The organism is Bacillus tequilensis KCTC 13622 (assembly GCF_000507145.1).
Taxonomy (GTDB): domain Bacteria; phylum Bacillota; class Bacilli; order Bacillales; family Bacillaceae; genus Bacillus; species Bacillus tequilensis.
In genome coordinates this window covers 99933-123675 of sequence record NZ_AYTO01000028.1, presented here as the reverse complement: position 1 = coordinate 123675, position 23743 = coordinate 99933, and the positions used below count along the sequence as shown (strand labels likewise).

At 42.1% G+C, this 23743-nt stretch carries 20 protein-coding genes; 9 read left to right on the top strand and 11 right to left on the bottom strand.

The annotated features are described in order from the left end of the window. Positions 1-7: 7 nt before the first annotated feature. The 4 genes from pgsC (at position 8) to pgdS (ending at position 3183) form a co-directional block, all read left to right on the top strand. Positions 8-457, top strand: coding sequence for a poly-gamma-glutamate biosynthesis protein PgsC (gene pgsC / locus V756_RS0108360; RefSeq protein WP_003227889.1), 450 nt, complete (start codon positions 8-10; stop codon positions 455-457). 18 nt (positions 458-475) lie between these two features. Next, positions 476-1618 carry a capsular polyglutamate synthetase PgsA gene (gene pgsA, locus V756_RS0108355; protein ID WP_024714260.1) on the top strand — a complete coding sequence of 381 codons (1143 nt, stop codon included), beginning with the start codon at positions 476-478 and terminating at the stop codon, positions 1616-1618. Between the two features lie 15 nt (positions 1619-1633). After that, positions 1634-1801 (top strand): extrachromosomal elements maintenance protein EdmS, encoded by a 168-nt coding sequence (gene edmS / locus V756_RS01000000122100; protein WP_032681971.1) that lies wholly within the window; start codon positions 1634-1636, stop codon positions 1799-1801. Positions 1802-1941: 140 nt separating this feature from the next. Beyond that, positions 1942-3183, top strand: coding sequence for a gamma-DL-glutamyl hydrolase (pgdS, locus tag V756_RS0108345; protein WP_024714259.1), 1242 nt, complete (start codon positions 1942-1944; stop codon positions 3181-3183). A 35-nt stretch (positions 3184-3218) separates the two neighbouring features. Here the strand turns inward: pgdS and ywtE are convergent, their stop codons facing one another. Further along, positions 3219-4079 carry a 5-amino-6-(5-phospho-D-ribitylamino)uracil phosphatase YwtE gene (gene ywtE / locus V756_RS0108340; RefSeq protein ID WP_024714258.1) on the bottom strand — a complete coding sequence of 287 codons (861 nt, stop codon included), beginning with the start codon at positions 4077-4079 and terminating at the stop codon, positions 3219-3221. A gap of 152 nt (positions 4080-4231) precedes the next feature. Next, positions 4232-5200, bottom strand: a complete 969-nt coding sequence (gene tagT, locus V756_RS0108335; RefSeq protein ID WP_024714257.1) for a polyisoprenyl-teichoic acid--peptidoglycan teichoic acid transferase TagT — start codon at positions 5198-5200, stop codon at positions 4232-4234. 314 nt (positions 5201-5514) lie between these two features. On the opposite strand from tagT, the gene V756_RS0108330 reads away from it, so the two are divergent. Then, positions 5515-6888 carry a sugar porter family MFS transporter gene (locus V756_RS0108330; RefSeq protein WP_024714256.1) on the top strand — a complete coding sequence of 458 codons (1374 nt, stop codon included), beginning with the start codon at positions 5515-5517 and terminating at the stop codon, positions 6886-6888. Positions 6889-6923: 35 nt separating this feature from the next. Here V756_RS0108330 and gerBC read toward each other — a convergent pair whose 3' ends face one another. The 3 genes from gerBC to gerBA are packed head-to-tail and all read right to left on the bottom strand — an operon-like array spanning position 6924 to position 10609. Then, complete coding sequence (gene gerBC, locus V756_RS0108325) at positions 6924-8048, bottom strand: spore germination protein GerBC (protein WP_024714255.1); 1125 nt, start codon at positions 8046-8048, stop codon at positions 6924-6926. Further along, positions 8045-9151, bottom strand: coding sequence for a spore germination protein GerBB (gerBB, locus tag V756_RS0108320; protein ID WP_024714254.1), 1107 nt, complete (start codon positions 9149-9151; stop codon positions 8045-8047). The genes gerBC and gerBB overlap by 4 nt, the downstream gene beginning before the upstream one ends. Before the next feature lie 6 nt (positions 9152-9157). Next, positions 9158-10609 carry a spore germination protein GerBA gene (gerBA, locus tag V756_RS0108315; RefSeq protein WP_024714253.1) on the bottom strand — a complete coding sequence of 484 codons (1452 nt, stop codon included), beginning with the start codon at positions 10607-10609 and terminating at the stop codon, positions 9158-9160. Between the two features lie 264 nt (positions 10610-10873). Between gerBA and manA the strand changes: the two genes are divergently transcribed. Together manA and V756_RS0108305 are read left to right on the top strand one after the other, a co-directional pair. Beyond that, positions 10874-11824: a mannose-6-phosphate isomerase, class I gene (manA, locus tag V756_RS0108310; RefSeq protein WP_024714252.1), complete on the top strand. Its 951-nt coding sequence runs from the start codon at positions 10874-10876 to the stop codon at positions 11822-11824. 129 nt (positions 11825-11953) lie between these two features. Continuing rightward, positions 11954-14596 carry an N-acetylglucosaminidase gene (locus tag V756_RS0108305; protein ID WP_024714251.1) on the top strand — a complete coding sequence of 881 codons (2643 nt, stop codon included), beginning with the start codon at positions 11954-11956 and terminating at the stop codon, positions 14594-14596. Positions 14597-14634: 38 nt separating this feature from the next. Here V756_RS0108305 and V756_RS0108300 read toward each other — a convergent pair whose 3' ends face one another. The 6 genes from V756_RS0108300 to V756_RS0108275 form a co-directional block, all read right to left on the bottom strand. Beyond that, a complete protein-coding gene (locus V756_RS0108300; RefSeq protein WP_024714250.1) occupies positions 14635-16494 on the bottom strand; it encodes a CDP-glycerol glycerophosphotransferase family protein in 1860 nt (619 codons plus the stop codon). 18 nt (positions 16495-16512) lie between these two features. After that, positions 16513-17682, bottom strand: a complete 1170-nt coding sequence (locus tag V756_RS0108295; RefSeq protein WP_024714249.1) for a CDP-glycerol glycerophosphotransferase family protein — start codon at positions 17680-17682, stop codon at positions 16513-16515. A gap of 3 nt (positions 17683-17685) precedes the next feature. Continuing rightward, complete coding sequence (locus V756_RS0108290; RefSeq protein WP_024714248.1) at positions 17686-18711, bottom strand: ribitol-5-phosphate dehydrogenase; 1026 nt, start codon at positions 18709-18711, stop codon at positions 17686-17688. Beyond that, on the bottom strand, positions 18708-19421 hold the full coding sequence (locus V756_RS0108285) for an IspD/TarI family cytidylyltransferase (protein WP_024714247.1): 714 nt from the start codon (positions 19419-19421) through the stop codon (positions 18708-18710). Before V756_RS0108285 ends, V756_RS0108290 begins: the two co-directional genes overlap by 4 nt. A gap of 88 nt (positions 19422-19509) precedes the next feature. Continuing rightward, positions 19510-20661, bottom strand: a complete 1152-nt coding sequence (locus V756_RS0108280; protein ID WP_024714246.1) for a CDP-glycerol--glycerophosphate glycerophosphotransferase — start codon at positions 20659-20661, stop codon at positions 19510-19512. A gap of 95 nt (positions 20662-20756) precedes the next feature. Then, the gene (locus V756_RS0108275) at positions 20757-21530 is read right to left on the bottom strand and encodes a WecB/TagA/CpsF family glycosyltransferase (RefSeq protein WP_024714245.1); all 774 of its coding nucleotides are present in this window, start codon (positions 21528-21530) and stop codon (positions 20757-20759) included. Positions 21531-22037: 507 nt separating this feature from the next. On the opposite strand from V756_RS0108275, the gene tagD reads away from it, so the two are divergent. After that, on the top strand, positions 22038-22427 hold the full coding sequence (gene tagD / locus V756_RS0108270) for a glycerol-3-phosphate cytidylyltransferase (RefSeq protein ID WP_024714244.1): 390 nt from the start codon (positions 22038-22040) through the stop codon (positions 22425-22427). 92 nt (positions 22428-22519) lie between these two features. Beyond that, entirely contained in the window at positions 22520-23710 is a 1191-nt protein-coding gene (locus V756_RS0108265) for a CDP-glycerol glycerophosphotransferase family protein (protein ID WP_024714243.1), read from the top strand. Positions 23711-23743 lie beyond the last annotated feature (33 nt).

Genomic DNA, 23743 nt, shown 5'->3' with positions numbered 1-23743 from the left:
TGCAGACATGTTCGGATCAGATTTATACATCGCACTTATTTTAGGTGTACTACTCAGTTTGATTTTTGCAGAAAAAACAGGAATCGTGCCGGCAGGACTGGTCGTACCGGGATATTTAGGACTTGTGTTTAATCAGCCGGTCTTTATTTTACTCGTTTTGCTGGTGAGTTTGCTCACTTATGTCATTGTGAAATACGGTTTATCCAAATTTATGATTTTGTACGGACGCAGAAAATTCGCTGCCATGCTGATAACGGGAATCGTCCTGAAAATCGCGTTTGATTTTCTATACCCGATTGTACCATTTGAAATCGCAGAATTTCGAGGAATCGGCATTATCGTGCCAGGTTTAATTGCCAATACCATTCAAAAACAAGGGTTAACCATTACGTTCGGAAGCACGCTGCTATTGAGCGGAGCAACCTTTGCTATCATGTTTGTTTACTACTTAATTTAATGTAAGGTGTGTCAAACGATGAAAAAAGAACTGAGCTTTCATGAAAAGCTGCTGAAGCTGACAAAACAGCAAAAAAAGAAAACCAATAAGCACGTATTTATTGCCATTCCAATCGTTTTTGTTCTCATGTTCGCTTTTATGTGGGCGGGAAAAGCAGAAACGCCGCAAGTCGAAACGTATTCTGATGATGTTGTCTCAGCCTCATTTGTCGGTGATATTATGATGGGACGCTATGTTGAAAAAGTAACGGATCAAAAAGGGGCAGACAGCATATTTCAATATGTTGAACCGATCTTCAAAGCCTCGGATTATGTAGCGGGAAACTTTGAAAACCCGGTAACCTATCAAAAGAATTATAAACAAGCAGATAAAAAGATTCATCTGCAGACGAATAAGGAATCAGTGAAAGTCTTGAAGGATATGAATTTCACGGTTCTCAACAGTGCAAACAACCATGCAATGGATTACGGCGTTCAGGGCATAAAGGATACACTTGGAGAATTTGAGAAGCAAGACCTTGATATCGTTGGAGCGGGATACAGCTTAAGTGATGCGAAAAAGAAAATCTCGTACCAGAAGGTCAATGGGGTAACCATCGCGACGCTCGGCTTCACCGATGTGTCCGGAAAAGGCTTTTCGGCTAAAAAGAGTACGCCGGGTGTGCTGCCCGCAGATCCTGAAATCTTCATTCCAATGATTTCAGAAGCAAAAAAACACGCGGACATCGTCGTTGTGCAGTCACACTGGGGACAAGAGTATGATAATGATCCAAACGACCGCCAGCGCCAGCTTGCGAGGGCCATGTCTGATGCGGGAGCTGATATCATTGTCGGCCATCACCCGCACGTCCTAGAACCGATTGAAGTATATAACGGAACTGTCATTTTCTACAGCCTCGGCAACTTTGTCTTTGACCAGGGCTGGACAAGAACGAGGGACAGTGCACTGGTTCAGTATCACCTGAAGAAAAACGGAACAGGCCGCTTTGAGGTTACGCCGGTTGACATCCATGAAGCGACTCCTGCACCAGTCAAAAAAGGCAGCCTTAAACAAAAAACAATTATTCGTGAACTCACGAAAGGCTCTAATTTCTCATGGAAAGTAGAAGACGGAAAACTGACATTTGATGTTGATCATAGCGACAAACTAAAATCTAAATAACCGGAGGGATTCAAGATGAAATTTGTCAAAGCCAGCTGGCCATTTGTTGCCGTAGCCATCGTGTTCATGTTTATGTCAGCTTTTAAATTCAACGATCAGCTGACAGATCAGGAAAAACAAAAGATTGATACGGAAATGCATAAAATCCAACAGCAGGAAGAACCGGCAAACGCCAATAAATAATTCACAAAAGAGAGTGTCTGATGAGGCATTCTCTTTTTATTTGCCCGGCACATTCATTTTGTAAAAAAATCAAAAAGTCGCTTAATATATTCAGAAAAACACCGATGTTAAAATTGCAAAACGAGGAGGAGATAATAAAAGTGAACACACTGGCAAACTGGAAGAAGTTTTTGCTTGTGGCGGTTATCATTAGTTTTTGGGGCTCCATTATTACAAAAGCGGAGATTGCGGAGGCTGATATGTCATCTGAACTGATCATCAGCGAAGCAAAAAAACTGCTTGGGTATCAGTATAAATACGGCGGTGAAACGCCAAAAGAAGGATTCGATCCTTCGGGATTGATTCAATATGTGTTCAGTAAGGCTGATATTCATCTGCCAAGGTCTGTGAACGATCAGTATAAAGTCGGAACGGCCGTAAAACCGGAAAACCTGAAGCCGGGCGATATTTTGTTTTTTAAGAAAGAGGGAAGCAGCGGGACAACTCCGACACATGACGCTCTTTATATCGGAGACGGCCAAATGATTCAGAGTACGCAATCAAAAGGGGTTATCATCACCAATTACAAAAAAAGCAGCTATTGGAGCGGAACATATATCGGGGCGAGACGAATCGCAGCCGATCCGGCAACTGCTGACGTTCCTGTCGTTCAGGAGGCTGAAAAATATATCGGTATTCCATATGTGTTTGGCGGAAGCACACCTTCAGAGGGCTTTGACTGCTCAGGGCTTGTGCAGTATGTGTTTCAACAGGCACTCGGCATTTATCTGCCGCGATCAGCCGAACAGCAATGGGCAGTGGGCGAGAAGGTGGCACGTCAGAATATAAAGCCTGGTGATGTCATATATTTTAGCAATACGTACAAAACGGGAATTTCACATGCAGGCATTTATGCTGGCGGAGGAAGATTTATTCAGGCAAGCCGTTCTGAAAAAGTAACCATTTCCTACTTGTCAGAGGATTACTGGAAATCGAAAATGACAGGCATTCGCCGATTTGACAATTTGACAATTCCGAAAGAAAATCCGATCGTATCCGAAGCTACGCTTTATGTCGGAGAAGTTCCTTATCAAAAAGGCGGAGTGTCCCCAGAGACCGGGTTTGACACAGCTGGTTTTGTCCAGTACGTGTACAAGAAGGCAGCGGGTATTTCCCTCCCTCGGTACGCAACAAGCCAGTACAAAGCCGGAACTAAGATTGAGAAGGCTGACCTCAAACCGGGAGACATTGTGTTCTTCGAATCAACAAGCCTAAATCCGGCCATCTATATCGGAAACGGACAAGTTGTTCATGTCACATTATCAAACGGCGTGACCATCACCAATATGAACACGAGCACGTATTGGAAAGATAAATATGCGGGAAGTATACGTGTTCAATAAAAGACAAAGACTCCAGAATCTCTGGAGTCTTTTCTTTATGCATATCGGCCGGAAAGAAGCTGATCAATAAAGTAGGCTACACCATTTTCGTCATTGCTTTTTGTAACAAAGGTGCTTTTTTCTTTTAATTCATCAATTGCATTTTCCATGGCGATCCGGTGTCCGGCGACTTCAAACATAGACAAATCGTTCGGACTGTCGCCAATCGCATAGATATCCTGCGTTTCAATTCCATATATGTCAGCCAGCTTTGTCAGCGCGTGTCCTTTTCCTGAATTGGCCGGCAGGATTTCGATAATATGCTTTCCGGAAGAGGTTTGCTCCAGTTTTTTGTGATGCTTCAGCTCTTCCTTTGCTTGCTTCAGCTTGTCCATATCAAAGGAGAAGCAAAGAAGCTTATAAATGTTTTCACTGCCGTCAAAAACCGATTCGATATGAGGGACCGGCTTTATGCCAAACTGCTTGAACTGGGTCATGGCTCCCTCCCACAATTCATCCGTTTTTTCATTTGGATTCGCGCTCTTTAGAATATCAAGCTCTGCATGCAGCTTTGCTTCGCCGTCAAAAGGAGAAAGCAGATGGTCATCTGTATATACCTCAAAGTAAATGTTTTTTGACAGTAAGTAATCAGCGATTGCTTTACCGGCCTCCTGATCCATTAATGTCCGGCTGATCAAACGGTAACCCGTGTCGTGGATCGTTCCGCCATTTGCCGCAATGATAGGAATGTCCAAGTCATCCAGCAGCGCCTTTACATCAAATGTAGCTCTTCCTGTGCAAATGGTGACGAGGATGCCGGCATCAACGGCCCGCTTGATCGCCGCTCTGTTCTCAGCGGAAATGACACTTTCTTTATTCAGTAATGTTCCGTCTAAATCAATTGCAATACATTTCATATGTAGGGGGACCTCCTTATAAATGAAGCTGCTTCGTGTAGTATGTTCCGCTTTCCCGCGAAACTTCCATATAAACCAAGGCTAAACGTAACTTTGAACATTTTCAACAGTGAAATATGTAAAACGGGATGGCGATTACGCCATCCCGTTCATTATACACCTAAATCATTTTGCAGTTCTTTTTTGACTTCCTGCAGTTTTTGCTGATCTAATTTGTAATAGTACACGCCGGCAGGTTCATAATCATAGCCTGTCAGCTGAACAGATTGAACTGATTTCAATGAAGTGATGAATGGGAACAGGCCGATGGCATCTTTGAGAGATAAGTTCATTTTCAGATTTTGTCCCATCGTGTCCACAATATCATCATAAGCCGGAATCGAGCTAAGCGATTTTGATTTATCAATAATGGCGCTCAGCACTTCCATTTGTCTTTGCCCGCGTAAAAGGTCACTGTCCGCTTTACGTGTTCTCACGTAAGCGAGCGCTTCTTCTCCATCAAGCGTATGTGTTCCTTTTTGAAGAACCACTTTTCCTTTTGTATCTTTTTTGATTTGCTGAATGACTTTATCGCTTTTTACCGTTACTTTGACGCCATTCAGCTCATTTACGACGTCCTCAAAAGCCGTGAAATTGCTTTCTACGACATAATCGACTGGAATATCGAGCATCTCCTCAACTGTTTTCACAGTCAAGTCAACGCCGCCGTAGGCATGAGCATGCGTGAATTTATCGTAGCCATGGCCTGGAATGTTTACATAGGCATCACGCGGGATGCTCAGCATTTTAGCTGTTTTTTCTTTTCTATTAAATGTAATCAGCACATTCGCGTCACTTCTTGCCTGATCGACAGTTTCACCTTTTTTCTCTCTGGCATCAATCCCTAAGAGCAATACAGAAAAAGAATCTTTTCCTGGATCAAATTCTTTAATCCGTTTTACAGATTGTTCTCCGCGCGCAAGGTTGACGTGGGCTTCCTTAGAAGCATTGTTCAGCTTTACATAAGCATAGGCGCCGACAGAGCCAGCCGCAATGAGTAGAAAAGCCATCAAACCGGCAACGACTTTCACCCATTTTCTCAGTCTTTTCTTTTTCTTTCTTCGCTGTGATCGTTCTTCCATATATCAATACCTCACGTTTCTTTAATATTTGAAGAGTACCATTCATTTTGCCATAGGGCAACTCCTTGAAAGACATTTTTCGATAAATATTCCTATATTTATAAGTTCTTGTTTTTGAAAATTGATAACGATGATGTGCTGAATCACCTTATATTGGACGCTGCACAACATAAAACGTTTCGGAGACATTGAAAAAAATACAAGTGAATAATTGGAAATGCATGATCGCAGGTTTAATGGCCGGAAAAAGAGGTTAAAAGACTTCTAAATAAACTCCGCAGTCAGTACAGCTGATGGAGAAAGGGAGTCATTTTATGAAAAAGCAGTCAAATATATGGCTTTATTTTTTTGGCGCTCTTGGAGGCGCGTTATATGGCTATGATACCGGAGTCATTTCCGGCGCTATTTTATTTATGAAAAAAGACTTAGGCTTGAACGCTTTTACGGAAGGGCTTGTTGTCAGCTCCTTATTGGTTGGGGCGATAGCAGGGTCAGGAGCGGCTGGCAAGCTGACTGACCGTTTCGGGAGAAAGAAAGCGATTATGGCGGCCGCGCTGCTGTTTTGTATTGGCGGTTTAGGTGTGGCACTCGCCCCGAATACGGGAGTCATGGTGCTGTTTCGCATTATGTTGGGACTGGCAGTCGGAACATCGACGACGATCGTGCCGCTCTATTTATCTGAACTGGCGCCAAAACAGAAACGCGGGGCGCTGTCATCCCTGAACCAGCTGATGATCACGGTCGGCATCCTTCTTTCCTACATTGTCAATTACATATTTGCCGATGCAGAAGCGTGGCGCTGGATGCTTGGATTGGCTGCTGTGCCGTCGCTGCTCTTGCTCATAGGGATTTTGTTTATGCCGGAGAGCCCGCGCTGGCTGTTCACGAACGGCGAAGAGGGCAAAGCGAAGAAGATTCTTGAAAAATTGCGTGGCACAAAAGATATTGATCAGGAAATACATGATATTCAAGAAGCGGAAAAACAGGATGAAGGCGGCCTGAAGGAGCTGTTCGACCCTTGGGTGCGTCCCGCGCTGATTGCCGGCTTGGGACTGGCGTTTTTGCAGCAATTTATCGGAACGAATACGATCATTTATTATGCGCCAAAGACTTTTACAAACGTCGGATTCGGAAACTCCGCTTCCATTTTAGGAACGGTCGGAATCGGCACTGTCAATGTTCTCATGACATTAATAGCGATTAAAATTATCGACAAGATCGGAAGAAAGCCGTTATTGTTAATCGGGAATGCCGGGATGGTGATCAGCTTGATCGTCCTCGCTCTGGTGAATCTCTTTTTCGATAACACTCCGGCTGCGTCTTGGACGACTGTTATTTGCTTAGGCGTGTTTATCGTTGTCTTTGCGGTCAGCTGGGGCCCGGTTGTCTGGGTGATGCTTCCTGAATTGTTCCCTCTCCATGTCAGAGGAATCGGGACCGGAGTATCGACCTTGATGCTGCACGTTGGCACACTGATTGTTTCACTAACCTATCCAATCTTAATGGAAGCAATCGGCATCAGTTATTTATTCCTGATTTACGCCGCGATCGGGATTATAGCGTTCTTATTTGTCCGGTTTAAAGTGACAGAGACAAAGGGCAGAAGCCTTGAAGAAATTGAACAGGATTTACGAGACAAAAACGGACAGGGAGGAGCAGCTGGAAAACAGCAGACAGTCGGAACATAAAAAAGGGTGCGCGTCATGCGCACCCTTTTGATTGCTCACTTTCCGACTGTCCCGAAATTAACAATTTTGAATGAAATATCGTATGTGAAATCAGCCTCAGAAAACAATTCATCCCAATGATCTCGTACTTTATGCCAGTAATCAGGGTATTGAATTCGGATGTGGTCTGATAAAAAGACCGGATCTGTTTTATACTCGTGCTGCAGTTTATCCATGACCTTCTTTACATCGCGTTCAAGCTTTTTCTCAAAAATATTCTCCAGCCTGTTCAAATAGCTCTTGCTAAAGGAGTTTTCTTTCGGGTTTTGGTCTTCTGACAGGACGCCTTTCGTTTTAACAGAAATATGAAACACTGGCTTTCCGTTTTTGATCACCGGCTTAATTTTCGTTTTCGATTTCTTCATCTCAAACGTAATCGGACGTCCTTTATCTTTTGTCGGCATAACGCCGCCTTTGATCGTCCCCAATGTCCATGCCAGTGTCTGGGTTTCATCAGCTGATAAAAATCCGATGAGCTTATTGCTGACTTTTTTGATAATGCCTGCGCCGTCATACTTTGCTTTTCCCTTTTGGTTTTTAACGGCTTGAATGAGAAAGCTGTAGTGATTCTGGCAATAAAGCGAAGCTCTTCCGAGGCGAAGGGGAACCATAATTTTTCCGTTATACCCGCTGTGAGTCGTCATATCAATCAGCTTCTCAGCAGGCATAGGCTGCTGCTGATTAGGGCTTCCCTTCGTAAACAGATCACCGGCTTTCCCCCTCGCTGCTATTAAATAACTGCTTCGCCTTAATTCGTCATCCCTTATAAAATGGTTGAAGACTTGATCAATGTTTTGGTCCCTCATTAGCTTTTCTCCAATTACAATCACTTTTAAATGATCGCTATAAATGGGCGGGTCTTTTATGGCTACATCACTGACTGCTTCAAGAATCGTTTTCCCATAGGATGTCACATTGACAAATTCGGGTTTTCCGGATGTTTGGCTGTCTTCGCTTTGGGGAAGCAGGTTTTGATACGTTAATTTATAATTGTGGCCTTCAGTCTCATCGATGGCCAGGCCTCTGGCGAAGGACAGCTTTTCAATTGATTTCACATCCCAGCAGCCACAGAGAATCTGCAGCATAAAAAACACGGCTATGAGTTTTGTCACAATCTTCATTGCAGCTGGCTCCTCCCAAGTTTTTTCTGCACCCAGCTCAAAAGCATGAGGAAAAACGGAATTGTAATGACACCTAAAAAGGCATATCCAAGAAGGGTGCCGTAACGGAATACATCGATCAAGTCCTTAGGATATAATGCAAGCACAAATGTAACCGCCAGCAGCAAAGCCAGCAGCCACGGATTATTTTTATTTTTCAGATTGAAAATGCTCGTCAATCCAAGATGGGCGCCTTTAAATGATCCGAGCATACAAACGAATTGCTGGGCAGTCCAAGTAATCTGTAAAAACAAATCAAAGCGTTCGATGAAAATCCCCTGTATTTCAAGCGCATGAATAAGGGAGATGGTCGGCCATGTCACTGTTTTTGCTTCAGCCACGGTCATGCAGCCAATCACAACAAACAACGTGATGCTGTAAAAAACCGTTGAGATGGCAATCCCAAAAGCGACCGCTTTTTTTACTTGCTTTGGGTTTCTCATAAAAGGAATGAGATAAAGAATGATCTCGAATCCGGAAAAATATAACAAAGTCTTAGGGAATAAGGAAAAAAAACCTTGATAGCCTCCTTCAAAGACCGGACGTAGATAATTAAGATTGAACAGGCGAAAGCTGAACATCAACAGGGTCATAAAAATAATCAGGCTTACAGGGAAAATATACGCATATACCTTCGAGATCGGATAAACGCCGCCAGCCACATGGTAAATGGCAACCGCAAGAAAGATAAACACGACCAATGCCATAGGTGTGTTTTTTAAAAGGAAGAATCCAACGACTTCTCCCAGCACCCGCGCCTGGTAGCAAACGATGCCGATAAAATAAAGAGAAATATATACATTAAATAAAAATCCGATAAACTTTCCGGCTGCTATGCTGTTAAGCTCATAAATCGTTTTCCCGCTGTTTCTTTGCAGGAAAGGCAAAAAAAGCAGAGTAATGATTATAAAAATAACGCCCTGCAGCAATATCATAATCCAACCGCTCGGACTGTTGGCTTCAGCAGCTGATCGGGGAAGGGTTAAGACACCGGCGCCGATCAGCGTGCTGCTTATCATTATCATCGTCTGCATAAATGTCAGTTTATGCTCTGATTTTTTCATAGCTAATCACCTTTGTCTTATATTATCTTCAGGGTCATTTCGCGTCGGTCTTCTTTTTAAGAACATCGTAGGAATACGGATGACGGTATCCTTCAAATCCTGTCCGGGCTGAGCCATGATCGGAATGATGTAATCCTGCCCGAAGCTTTTCAGGCGCATTAAGTGGCCGATAACAAATAGGAAAACCATAATGACGCCATACATGCCAAGTGCTGCTGCGCTTAACATGGCTGCGATGCGTATTATCCGCAGCGGAAAGTTAAAGGCGTATGATGGAGCAGTAAAGGATGCCAGTGCTGTAACAGAAACCACAATGACCATCAGCGCGCTGACAATTTGCGCCTGTACAGCCGCCTGTCCGATGACAACGCCCCCGATAAGGCCAATCGTCTGTCCGATTGGCTTTGGCAGCCGTAATCCGGCTTCCCGAATCAATTCAATCGTAAAGATCATGATAAAGGCCTCCACGAATGGCGGGAAGGGCACATTCAGCCGGCTGCCTGCAATTGAAATGGCCATTCTGGTCGGCAATAGCCCGGTGTGGAAGGAAACAAGTGAAATATACAGGCCCGGCAAATAGATGGTGATCAGAATGCATGAATAACGCAGTAAACGAATAAGACTGACTGGAATCCAGCGATGGCTGTAATCATCAGGCGAATGCATAAATTCGTCAACCGTAGCGGGTACAACTAAAGCAAACGGTGTGCCATCTACTAATATGGATACTCTTCCTTCTATTAGAGCACCTTCAACACGATCAGGGCGTTCTGTGCTTAAGATTGTGGGGAAAATCGAGAATGGTTCATCTTCAATCAGCTGTTCAAGTGTGCCTGATTCCGGCAAATCATCTATTTTGACTGATTTTAACCTTTTAAACACTTCCTTGATGACATAATCTGGGGCGATATCCTGAATATATGCAACAGCGATTTTCTTTTTTGTCCGTTTTCCGATTGTCATTTCCTTTATAACGAGATTAGGATCACCCGTCCGTTCACGCAAAAGCGCTGTATTCGTCCGCAGTTTTTCAATAAAGCCTATTTTCGCCCCGCGTTCCACAACTTCGGAGGTGGGTTCTTCAAGCGTGCGCGTTTGCACTGACTTTGTATCAAAAGCCAATCCTCCGCGATAGCCATCAGCGAGTAAAACGGCGTACCCGGTAAAAACGAGCTGCTCTATTTCTTTGATTGTAGAGACAACACTGTGATGAAAACCGAAAAAAAAGGCGGATAAGTCTTCAATCGAATGTTCCTTATGGACTAACGCCTCTCTTTGTAAAGGAGAAATGACATACTGCGCCAGCATTTTATTCTCTGTCAGACCGTCAATATACAGTAAACACGCTTTCTGTCTGCTGTCTCCGAAAGCAAATGTGTAAAACATCATGTCGTCGTTTTGTCCCAATGATTTTTTCAGTGTGTCTAAGTTGTTCTGGAGATCAGAGTCGATTTGCATAGTTTCTCTCCTTTGTAAACAGATTGACGGTTTTTATTAATTTGTATCAAAAAAGGGGAATTATTCTTATCAAGGAAAAGCCTGAAACAAAGCTTCTTTTCGACGTGATATAATATAAAGGAAGCGTTTTCTTTAAAGGGGTAATCAAAAGATGATGCTTTGTACATACGTTGTCATAGGAAATAGACAGCTTATACGGGTGTTTGTAAGGGGGACGCACCGGGAAAATAATCATGAGTTATTTACAGGGGAGGGGTACGGATCATGACGCAATCACCGATTTTTCTAACGCCTGTGTTTAAAGAAAAAATCTGGGGCGGAACCGCATTGCGAGATCGATTTGGATACGGTATTCCTTCAGAAAAAACGGGGGAATGCTGGGCCATTTCCGCTCATCCAAAAGGGCCGAGCACTGTGGCGAATGGCCCGTATAAAGGGAAGACACTGATTGAGCTTTGGGAAGAACACCGGGAAATATTCGGCGGCGTGGAAGGGGAACGGTTTCCGCTTCTGACAAAGCTGCTGGACGTGAAGGAAGATATGTCGATTAAAGTTCACCCTGATGATTATTACGCCGGAGAATATGAAGAGGGAGAACTCGGAAAGACGGAATGCTGGTACATTATCGACTGTAAGAAAAATGCGGAGATTATCTACGGGCATACGGCCCGTTCAAAAACCGAACTTGTCACAATGATCAACAGCGGCGACTGGGAAGGCCTGCTGCGAAGAATCAAGATTAGGCCGGGTGATTTCTATTATGTGCCGAGCGGTACACTGCACGCATTGTGCAAGGGGGCACTTGTTTTAGAGACCCAGCAAAATTCAGATGCCACATACCGGGTGTATGACTATGACCGGATTGATGATAATGGCAGGCAGAGGGAGCTGCATTTCGCCAAAGCAGTCAATGCGGCCACGGTTCCCCACGTGGACGGATATATAGACGAATCGACGGAATCAAGAAAAGGAATAACCATTAAAACGTTTGTCCAAGGCGAATATTTTTCGGTATATAAATGGGATATAAATGGCGAGGCTGAGATGTCTCAGGATGAATCCTTTCTGCTTTGCAGTATGATAGAAGGGAGCGGTTTCCTGATCTATAAAGACGAAACATGCCCGCTTAAAAAAGGTGATCACTTTATTTTGCCAGCTCAAATGCCAGACTTTACAATAAAAGGAACTTGTACACTGATCGTGTCTCATATTTGAACTTAATCTCACGTCGAGATTAAGTTTTTTTTATTAAAAAATGGGAGGGATTCACCTATAAATGAAGCATACGCGTGCCGATAAATAGACTAGATTTATATACTCATTGAATAAGAAAGAGGAGAAGGAATGAAAAAGAGATTAATCGCACCTATGCTTTTGTCCGCCGCGTCCCTTGCCTTTTTTGCCATAACCGGTTCTGCACAGGCTGCGGCGTATACGGACTACTCGATATATAAGGTAGAGCCGTCAAAAACGTTCAGCACAGAAAGCCAAGCCTCGCAGGCTGTCGCCAAACTGGAAAAGGACACTGGCTGGGATGCTTCCTACCAAGCTTCAGGAACAACAACGACCTACCAAATTTCTGCTGCCGGCATACAAAACGAAGCAGAAGCGAAAGCAATCCTGAGCGGTCTTACCAAACAGACGACGATTACTGGCACGTCAAGCCCTGTCGGCGGCAAACAGCCGTATGTCACCATCACCTCAGGTGCCATTTCCGGAGATAAACAGGCAAACACAATCCTGGCCAAGCTTAAGCAGGAGACGGGAGTGGCTGGCACTGTAAAAGCTTCCGGTACAGCGCAGTCCTATGTAACCGTTTCGACATCAGAAATCGCTGATGAGACAAAAGTCAAAACGCTTATTCAGGGCCTGGCTAAGCAAACGGGGATTAAAAGCACGTATCAGCCCATCACACACACAGTTTCTGTCTCAACCATTCAGTCAGGCACTATCATGGGAGACAAAAAAGCTGAGCAGATCAAAAGCGCATTTCAAAAGGAATCGGGCCTGAAGGCATCATTAAAAGAAACAGTCAAAGGCCAAGCTTACTATACGTTTACAACAGCTCCGATTTCAGGTGAAGCGAATGCCAAGAATCTATTAAATCAGCTGAAACAAAGCACCGGTATCACAGGAAGCTACAAGTCAATCAATCAAACAGCAACAGCGGAGTCATACAATGTCCAATCAGCTTATTTCAAAGGGCTGAATACAGTAAAGGATGCCATCAGCCAAATCAAGAAAAACACCGGCATATCCGGCAGTTATCAACAAGTTGGAAAAAGCGCTTCATATACCGTGAATATGAAGGGATTAACGAAACAGCAGCTGCAAAAGGTAGATACTTTCTTTAAAAAGAAAAAGTGGCATTACACATCATCAAGCGTCAAAAAATCGACAACATCTACAGCCTATCAAATGACGACAGCAAAGATTGTAGGAGAGCAGCAAGCAAATAAAGCCGCAGCCTTCTTTGCTCAGAAGAAAGTCAAGGCAACGAAAGCCGTAGCTGGAACAACTGCAGAAAACCAATACCAGCTCATCTCAGAAGAAACATCGGATCAAGCAAAAGTCACAAAGGGCTTGAACGTATTAAAGAAAAATCAGCTGAGTGCATCTGCAAAAACAGTCAAAAAACAAAAAGCTGCTACGTTTAAAATCACAACTGAATCTCTGCTTGATACAGCGAAAGTCAATCAGGCACTCACATTTTTTCAGTCGAATCACATATCAGCAGCAAGCCAGAAAACCGGTCAGACCGCAGCAAGCAGCTATAAAATCGTGACTGAGTCTATTATCAGCCAAGAAGATATTGACCGCGTTTTAGCATTTTTTAAACAAAACAATGCCGCCGGCACAACGGCAAAAACAAGCGAAACGGCTTATACACAATACAAAATCGTGACAGCTCAGCTAAACAGTAAAACCGCATTGAACAATGGTTTAACGTATCTAAAAGCGCAAAGTTTAAGCCCAAGCTACACAACGAAAAGCAATACGCTTTACAAAATCAGCTTAAACGAACAGTTTACAGGCAATGATGCAGCTGTTGCAGCATCAACGAAGCTAAAACAATTATACGGATGGACATCATCTATCGTGAAAATCAAAAACGGCCCGCAAATCATGAAAACAACTTACAATCTCTCGCTTCGTGATATGGTCCAAAAACAAATGACAGTCAGCCCGCAAACAGACGGAGCGGCTTACGTCTCGCTCACTTATATTAATACAGCAACGTCAACTGTTACAGCTGATGTACTAAATATCCGGTCAACACCGGCAGTCAGTCAGACAAACGTGATCGGCCAATTTAAAAAGGGCGATAAGGTGAAAATCATCAGTCAGACAAACGGCTGGGCCAAAATCAACTTGGGATGGCGAAACGCAAGCAGTGATGAAGTGGTTCAATACGTGGACCCGAATAACTTTTCCAGAGACAGCAAATACTATTTCCAATTTCTCAAGCTGTCACAGACAGCCGGACTAAGCGCAACTGAAGTCAATCAGAAAGTGCTTACTGGCAAAGGCATCCTGACGGGGAAAGCGAAGGCATTTATCGATGCCGCCAATCAATACGGCATCAACGAGCTGTATTTAATCTCGCACGCTCTCCTTGAAACAGGCAACGGGACATCCGATTTAGCCAATGGCTTAACCTATAACGGAAAAACCGTATATAACATGTACGGAATTGGCGCCTACGACAGCAACCCGAATGAATACGGCGCAAAATACGCGTATGAGCAAGGCTGGTTTACACCAGAAGCGGCTATTATCGGCGGTGCCAAATTTATAGGCTCATCTTATATACACAACACAGCCTACAATCAGGACACCCTGTACAAAATGAGATGGTCAGCCACAGCTGCACACCAATACGCAACAGACATCGGCTGGGCATACAAACAAGTAAACCGCATGTACAGCCTGTATTCCTTGCTGGACGGTTATACGCTTTACTTTGATGTTCCGGAATATCAATAAAAAAAACACCTTTTGCAGCCGCAAAAGGTGTTTTTGATTTATCTATTAAGAACTTTATCTTCTAGCGGCTCCTCTTCCTGAGGGAAGACGATCTGATCAACCACACGTTCACTCGATTTTCCGTCAAGATCATCGAAGAAATAGTGAACAAATGAATCAATTTGTTCAAAGTTATACTTCTCTTCCTTAATGATCGAAATCATTTGCTCAGACGTTTTCGCAAGCGGACCAGGAATAAAGTCGAAGTAATCGTAATAGAAATCACGTTTGCGAATATAATCATCTACATCATAGCTGAAGAAGATCATCGGTTTATTTAATAATGCATACTCAAAACATACCGAAGAGTAATCTGTAATCAGAACATCTGTTACTAGCAACAGCTCGTTAATTTCCCTGAATGAAGAGAAATCATAAAAGAAATCGCTGTACTGATAAGGAATATTGGCATCGTTACGTACGAAAGGATGAATCTTAAATAAGAAGATATATTCATCCTTTAGCTCACGATACAGCCGGTCAAAATCAAGCACTTCAAAAGGATAATGAGCTGATTGCTGACCGTTTCCGCGGAAGGTAGGTGCAAAAAGAATAACCTTCTTGTCCTTAAGGAACGGATATTCCGTATAGAGACGTTCTTTCACAAATGCCTTTTTCGCTTCATCAAAGAAAAAGTCAGTTCGCGGTACACCGGTTGCGATGACATTTTCTATGTCTACGCCGAAGCCCTCTGCATAGTGCTTTCTGATATTTTCAGAGCTGACAATAACCTTCGTGTAGTTTCTATGGTTTTTCGAATGCGGCGACGGTCCTCCAGGCAGCCCGATTCGGCTGTAGCCGAATGTTTTAAAGGCGCCGACAGCATGCCACAGTTGGACAAGGTCAGCATTTTTACGGATTTTTAACGGATAAATAATCGGATAAAAATCATCAATAAAAATAATTTTGCTTGTCGCGAAATGATAGGCCATAGACATCAGTTCAGACAGGCTTTTTCTGTCTCGAATGCTGCTTTTTAAGAAAAATTTGAAATCGAAATTTTCTTCGCGCTTCAGCAGTTCTTCGTAAACAAATTCAAAGTTTCCTGTCATATCAAGCCGGCTGTCAGAAGCAAAGACAATCTTATTGGACTTAATCGGCAGCAGGCGGAATACATCATATGCAAAATGGAACAAGCTCGTATTCAGCTTGCGTAAAAAGCGATTTGCTTCTTTTCCAGTGTCCAGCTCCAAAAGGCTCGGATCAATTTCCTGCAGCTTGTTGCAAGACAGGTTAATGGTCTTTTCGCCCTCATCATAGTTAACAATCAAATTGAACTTCATCAGCTTTTTAGCCGAATGAAATTCCATCTTTGTGGCATACACATCATTTGAGAGGAAATTGCTGACGTTCCCGACCGTATGCACTTCCTGGTGTTTTACATTTTGGTCATCTACAGCTTCAATTTCGAGAAACAACTTATACTCGCCCTGCGGAAGAGGTTTGTCATTTATCAGCTTAGAAAAGTTAATTTGCTGTGAAAATCCTGCCCACTTATAGTTCCCAGGCACATTAGAAGTATCGATTGACAGCTTATCTACAGGAACATCCCGCAATGAAATAGCTGTGAATAACACACCGTTATTTACCAACAATAAACGTTTTCGAACTTGATCCTCTTTTTGAAGCGGCAGGCCTTTGATATACATGTAACCTGCAATTTTAAGTATTGATCCATTCCAAGAAAACTCAGAAATTTTTCTGACAGGGACTTGCTGATTTTCTTCAATTCGCTTCGTTTTATCAAAAAGAGAAAAAACCCTGTTATCTGCCGGATGGACAATGACAGCTTCATTTTCTGTTTTCGTTTTCTTTTTTGATCTGAAAAGTCTGTTCTTAATCTTTCTGGCCAGCTTCACTTTGTACCTCACTTTCTCCTAATCGGCACCAGATGTTAAAAATGATGAAATAAAATCGGCTACCCGCTCTGAAGATTTGCCGTCTTGATGGGTAATAAACGTCTGTGAAAAAGCTTCAATCCGCTTTGTATCAGCCTCGTGGTCACTCTCGATATCATGCACAAGAGACGCAACATCTCTAGAAATCGGGCCGGGTACGAATGATTCAAACGGATAGTAGAAATCTCGTTCTTCCAAGTAGTCTTCTAAATCCGGGCAGTAAAAATACATCGGACGTTTTAGCAGGCTGTATTCAAAAATGACTGAAGAATAATCGGTTATCAGCCCATCGGAGATTGCCATCAAATCGTACAAAGAGTACGCTTCGGTTAAATCCAGCACAAAATCATCCTCTTCCGTGTGCACATGCTTGCGCATATACGGATGAAGATGAAGCATCACGACATAATCTTTCTGGTTTAGCGCCGATTTTAATTGTAGCAGATCAAGCGGGGTAGCGTCACCCTCTTGATGATGTCCGCTGCCTCGAAAAGTAGGAGCATACAAAAGTTTTTTCTTATGCTTAAGTTCGGGATAAGCCCGATGGAACTCATCTAATACAGTGTGTATATGTTCCTTATCATAAAAATAATCCGTCCGTGGAACTCCGAGCGGCAAAATCTGCTTTTGCTCCATTTGAAAAGCTTCAGCAAAATGCGGTACGGCAGCGGGTGCGCTGACAACGGCATAATCATAGTTAGAATGCACGGGAACAATCTTCAAATAATCAGAAGAAGGGCCGAATGGCTTGTTCACAATGCTATAACCGAATTTTTTAAATGCACCGCAAGCATGCCAAAGCTGGATAGCGACAGTTTCCTTTCGTTTTGGCACAACATACAAAGGAAAATAATAATCATCCAACAAAAGCACACGGCATGTGGCAAGGTGATATAACGAGCTGAAAAGATGAAGCAGATATGCAGCTCGTCCGATCAGCCCTTTATCCATCTTGCGGAAAAGCAGGGTGATGCGAAGAGACGGATCTTGCTTCAGCTTTTCATAAACACCTTTAAAATTATCACTTAAATGATCCTCACGATAGGAAGCTATGACAACTTTGTTGTGCTGTACTGGTAATAAAGCGCTCAATAGTTTATAAGCAGTGCCGAATACTCCTTTTACGATTCGTGTAAGGAATGTTTTCACTGTTTAAATTTCCCATTCGATAACAGTTTTTCCCCAAGATGAAGTCAAATCTGCTTCAAACGCGTTTGTAATTTCCTCAATACTGCGTACTGGGAAGCGTCCGCCTACTAATGTTTCTAAATAATCAACGACTTCAGGGTATTGAGCTAAAAAGTCCACAGTACGGGCAAAATCCTCACGTCCGCTGCGGCTGCTGCCGATCAGCGTAATCCCTTTTTCAAGCACCATTCTCGTTTCAATTTCAACAGGGTATTCAGATACGCCTAAGAGCGCTACACACGCTTCAGGATGAACATGGGCAATGATTTGATCAATTGCGCTTTCACTGCCGCGTCCGCCTACACATTCAAAGGCATGATCGATTCGGACATCCTCAGGAATATCGTTAATTTGATAAGCTGCATCAACAAAAGAAAAATGATCAAGCTTGTAAGGTGTTTTCCCGAAGATAAATACTTTGCTGTCCGGATATTTCTTCTTCAGGAGAAGCGTCATGATAAATCCGAGATTTCCGTCTCCCCAGACACCGAATGTGTCGCGTTTTTTGTGCGCCATGCGTTCAAAGCGGGAAAGCGCGTGAACTGCAATCGTAATAAGCTCAGTAAAGGCTGCGACATGCGGGTTAATGCTGTCCGGAAGTTCAACGAGCCGGTCCGGCGCCATGAACATATAATCCTGCATAAATCCATCATAGCCGCTTGAACGGAATCTGCTGGAACGCAGGTAATTCTCCGCAATGACTTCATGCTTTTCAACCGGTGTATTTGGCACCATCACAACCTGGGTGCCGACTTTAAATGTGCCTGTCGGATCAAACATGACTTTCCCGATTCCTTCATGGATCAGAGCCATCGGCAGTTTTTTATCCATCGCTTCTTTGCCGCGTGAGCCAGTATAATAACGCTGGTCGGCAGCGCAGATCGATAAATGGGTAGGCCGGACGACGACCTTATCTGAATGGACAACTTTATCTTTATACGTCACTTCAAATTGTCGGGCAGAAACTAAACGATACGTTTGATTAATCATTGTGAAATTCGCTCCTGTAAAATGGCGTTAGCCACTTTTAAGTCATATGGTGTCGTTACTTTAATATTAAAGACTTCACCGCGGACAAGCTTCACTTTTTCACCTGCTAACGAACAGATCTTGCAGGCGTCAGTCAAAACAGCTTTTTGTTCATCGGACAGTTTATTATAAAGCTCGACCAATTTGCTGATCCGGAAGCTTTGCGGTGTTTGCCCCTGATACATGTTATCGCGGACAGGAATATCAGAAATAAATTCCTGGTCTTCCGAAGCTATAATTGTATCAATGGCTGAAATCACAGTATCGACCGCGCCATATTGAAGAACAGCATCAATGTTTTCGTCGATAATACGATGAGTCAGAAACGGACGCACAGAATCATGAGTGATAATCACGTCATCATCCTGGATGCCAAATTCTTTTTCAATATAGCGGATGCCGCTCATAATGGATTCATTACGGTCGCTGCCGCCTTCAACAACAACAAGGCGATCATTATGCCCGATGAATTTCTTCAAAATGTCTTTTGTATGGTTAATCCATTCTTTAGGTGAAACGATTAAAATTTTATCGAAACGGTCATTTAACAAAAACTTTTCAACCGTATGGATGATAATAGGGCGTTTATTTAACGGCAAAAACTGTTTTGGCATATTAACATTTCCCATGCGGGAACCTTTTCCACCGGCTAGAATCTCAGCATAAATCATAAAATGACTCCTTCCTTACTACAACTCATAATGTTTTATAAAGGGTTTTCATATTATTTGCAATACTGATCTCTATTATATATAAAGATCAGTTTGATTTCTCGTTTATATAGCTTAAAAGCTGTTTACTGGCATTCCCTCTGGAGTACAGATTCCACTCACGTGAAAAGCGCTCGACTTCAGACTGCAGCTTGTCCATATCTTTCAGCTGGTCCAGAAGCGCTCTTGAATCAAAGCAGGGCACCCCCGGAATCACCTCAGAGTAATTCCGAATCAAACCGCGGGTTCTGTCGTAAGCCTCCATATCATACGTATAAAACAAAATGGGTTTGTCCAGCAGCGCAAATTCAAAAGGAACGGAAGAATAATCGGATATTAACAGATCACTCATTTTTAAAAGGTCTGCAAGAGGAAGATCTGAAACATCTTTAATCCACGAACTCTCCTCAGGTAATTCAGCAGACTGCTTCATAACAGGATGCAGTTTGACCGCGAGTATATATTCTCCTTTTAAATCATACTGCAAGTGTTTTTCCGAAAACGGCAGTGAAAAGCTTTCGAACTGGTGATCCCTAAAGGTCGGCGCATACAAAATGATTTTTTTCTCTGCCGGCAGATGATATTTGTTTTTAAGATCGGTGCTGTTTTCCCGCACCTCATAGTAAGCATCGGTTAAAGGCACACCAAACCGAAGAAATTTATCATCCTTTATGTCGAAAAATTCCTTGAATATGTCAGCCATATGTTCAGAACCGACGACAATCCGATCAAATGAAGCATACACTTTGCGGAACCGTCTTACGTCAGACCGCGAACGATTCTGTGTGTTGATATCCTTCAGCCCAAATCGCTTAAACGCTCCGTTCGCATGCCAAACTTGGATGCACTCGATATCAGATCTGCCGGTCAGAACGGTTGTCAAAACAAAATAGTTATCAACAATCACAGCCTTGCTGCTCAGCATAGAAAAGACCGCTTTACATATATGAAGCGGGTGTTTTTCATTAATAACTGAAACAGTAAGCTCAGGAAATTCTTTTTCCAGCGACTTGGCATGCTGGGTAAGCAGCACATGAATGGGGAAGGAACAGTGTCCCTTCTGATATTCCTTTAATATTGCACGGGCGTTATCAGGAAAAGAAACCAGAAGCGTCACTTGATTGCCCGGCTTCACCCAAAACAGCAATGTGCCAAAGATTTTAATGAACAAATAATAAAAAAACGCAAACCAGGATTTCATTCTGTCACCGGCTCACAATGACTGTTACAGAATTCCCGTGGGCTCAGCCAAAAATTCATGCATTTCATTACATACCATAGCTCCTTTAAGACCGGTTACAGATGGCGTGATTGATCTTTGACCTGTCCTGTATATTGCGGCTTTGCTGCAGCTCGTTCGTGTTTCAGCACGGCTGTCACATACTTAGGAATGCTCAGCATTCTTCTCCAGCGTGCAGGGTTAGTGATCAGCCTGTACATCCATTCAAGGTGAAAACGGATAAAAAACGATGGCGCTCTTTTTACATTGCCGCTGAACACATCAAAGCTTCCGCCAAGCCCTACAGCAACAGCCTGAGGGAATAAATGCCGATATTGATGGATAAAGAACTCCTGATTAGGATAGCCTAAAGCGACAAATACCATATCAGGATTTGAGGCTGCAATCTTGTCCGCCACCTCGCGCTGATCTTTCACATAGCCGTCAGAGTATCCGGCAATTTCAATTCCTGGATAATCACGTTTCACTCGCTCAATTGTTTGTGCCATCACATGCTTAGCTGCACCGTAAAAGAAAACTCGTTTTTTCTTTTGATCAGCCTTATCCAGCAGCGACGTAAACAAATCATAACCGGCAATTCTGGATTGAAGCGGTTTTCCAATCATTTTGGAAACCATCACAACACCAATGCCGTCCGGTAAAATAAAATCAGCAGACGAAAGAACCGCTTCATAACGCGGATTCTGCATTGCTTCAAATCCGATTTCAGGATTCGCTGTTACGATGAACGCACCTTTATTCTGATCCAAATATGACGTTTCTAAATGTGATACAAATGTAGTCAGTTCGCTGTCTACAAAATCTAATTGATTAATGGGTTTCGTTTGCATCGTATCAACCCTCCTTTTCATCTATATGTCTATAAAAAACACGTTTCATTCGTATAGTTTGATTAAAGCCTCTTAGCCTGAAAACATCTTACTCTATCTTACCACAAAAATCTTTAGGAACTTTTAACATTCACATTACAATTCCTTCACGTTTTGACGATGAATTAATATGAGGAGGGCGTACAAAATAAATGACGCAGAAGAAAGAAAATCGTTTCACTTAAAAATGCGACAAAAGAATCAATTTTTCCGAAATGGAAAACTTGTTATAATGGATATGGATAAGAAAATAGACCTGTAAAATTTATACATCAATACAACAGTGATACCAAAAAATGCTTGTGTTTGACATTTTTAAAGAGCCTTAACTTTTATAGGAACTTATGCTATTATTATTCATTATTAATGGGACGTAAAAAATGTGTCGAAATGATAAACAATCTGTTAAGGTTTTTGTTTTTTTTCTGGTACTCTCAGTTGAAAACGGTTGGAAGGTGATGTTATCTAATGAAGAAAGTGATAACGTACGGAACATTTGATTTATTTCACTACGGACATATGAAGCTGCTGGAAAGAGCAAAAAATCTGGGTGATTACTTAATCGTAGGATTGTCTACTGATGAATTTAATCTTCAAAAACAAAAAAAGTCACATCATTCTTATGAATATCGAAAATTCATTTTAGAAACAATCGATTTTGTTAATGAAGTGATTCCCGAAAAAAATTGGGAACAAAAAATTTCAGATATCCAAAAGTACGATATAGATACATTTGTCATCGGCGATGATTGGAAAGGCAAATTTGATTTCTTAAAGGAGTATTGCGAGGTCATTTACCTTCCAAGAACAGAAGGCATTTCAACTACCCAAATCAAAAAAGACATGGCTAGTTTATAGAAGCACCAACTAAAAGAGGCTTGAAGTAATTCAGTTGCTTCTTTTTTTCTTGTTTGCGCAAATATTAATCCTCACTCTTTAAGGAGTTCATGATGAAATCTTTTATTATAACCAAATGCAGAAGTTTATTAGCCAGGGCCTATACAGTTCTGTTTAAAATTTTTGCTCTTCTGCCGAGAAACAATAAATTAATTTTATTTGAAAGCTATTCTGGAAAACAGTTTAGCTGTAATCCCCGAGCAATTTACGAATATCTGCAGGAAAATAAAGACCAATATGATTATAAACTGATATGGAGTATTGATAAACGATATCTGTCGGCATTAGACGGAGTTGATGCAGCATATATAAAAAGGTTTTCTTTTAAGTGGATTTGGTACATGGCTACAGCTAAATATTGGATTACAAACAGCCGGCTGCCTTTATGGATCCCAAAACCCAAAAATACATTGTATGTGCAAACGTGGCACGGAACTCCGTTAAAAAAACTTGCTAATGATATGGATGAGGTACACATGCCGGGAACCACCACTGAAAAGTATAAACAGAATTTTCTACAGGAAGCTAGCAAATGGGATTATTTAATTTCTCCTAATGCTTACTCGACTGAAATTTTTAAACGAGCGTTTCAATTTAAAAAACAAATTTTAGAGACTGGTTATCCGAGAAATGATTATTTATTTTCGCCAAAAACACATAACGAGAAAAATAATATAAAGCAGAAGCTTGGTATAGATATAAATAAAAAAGTTATTTTATACGCACCTACATGGCGCGATAACCTATATCATAAAAAAGGCGCTTATAAGTTTGATATTCATTTGAATCTAAAAAAATTAAAGGAACATCTAGGCGATGAATATGTTGTTATACTTCGAATGCATTATTTAGTGGCTGATGTTATTGAGTTAGAGGGCTTGGGAGAATTTGCATATGACCTGTCTATGTATAAGGATATTCGTGAACTATATTTCATTTCAGATATCTTAATTACTGATTACTCTTCTGTATTCTTTGATTTTGGGTCACTTAAAAAACCTATTATCTTTTTTGTTCCCGATATTGATACATACAGGGATAAATTAAGAGGGTTTTATTATGACTTTGAAAGTGAAGCCCCTGGACCGTTATTGATGACCACAGAGGAAGTAATTAAATCTATTCATGATGTCGAAAGTTTTGATTACATTACTAACGATAATTATCAGAAATTTCATAGCGAGTTTTGTTATTTAGAAGCAGGCGAATCAACAAAGAGAGTTGTAAAAAGCATTTTTGGATAAAAGAAATTCATTTAAAAGCAAGCAGAGAAAGGC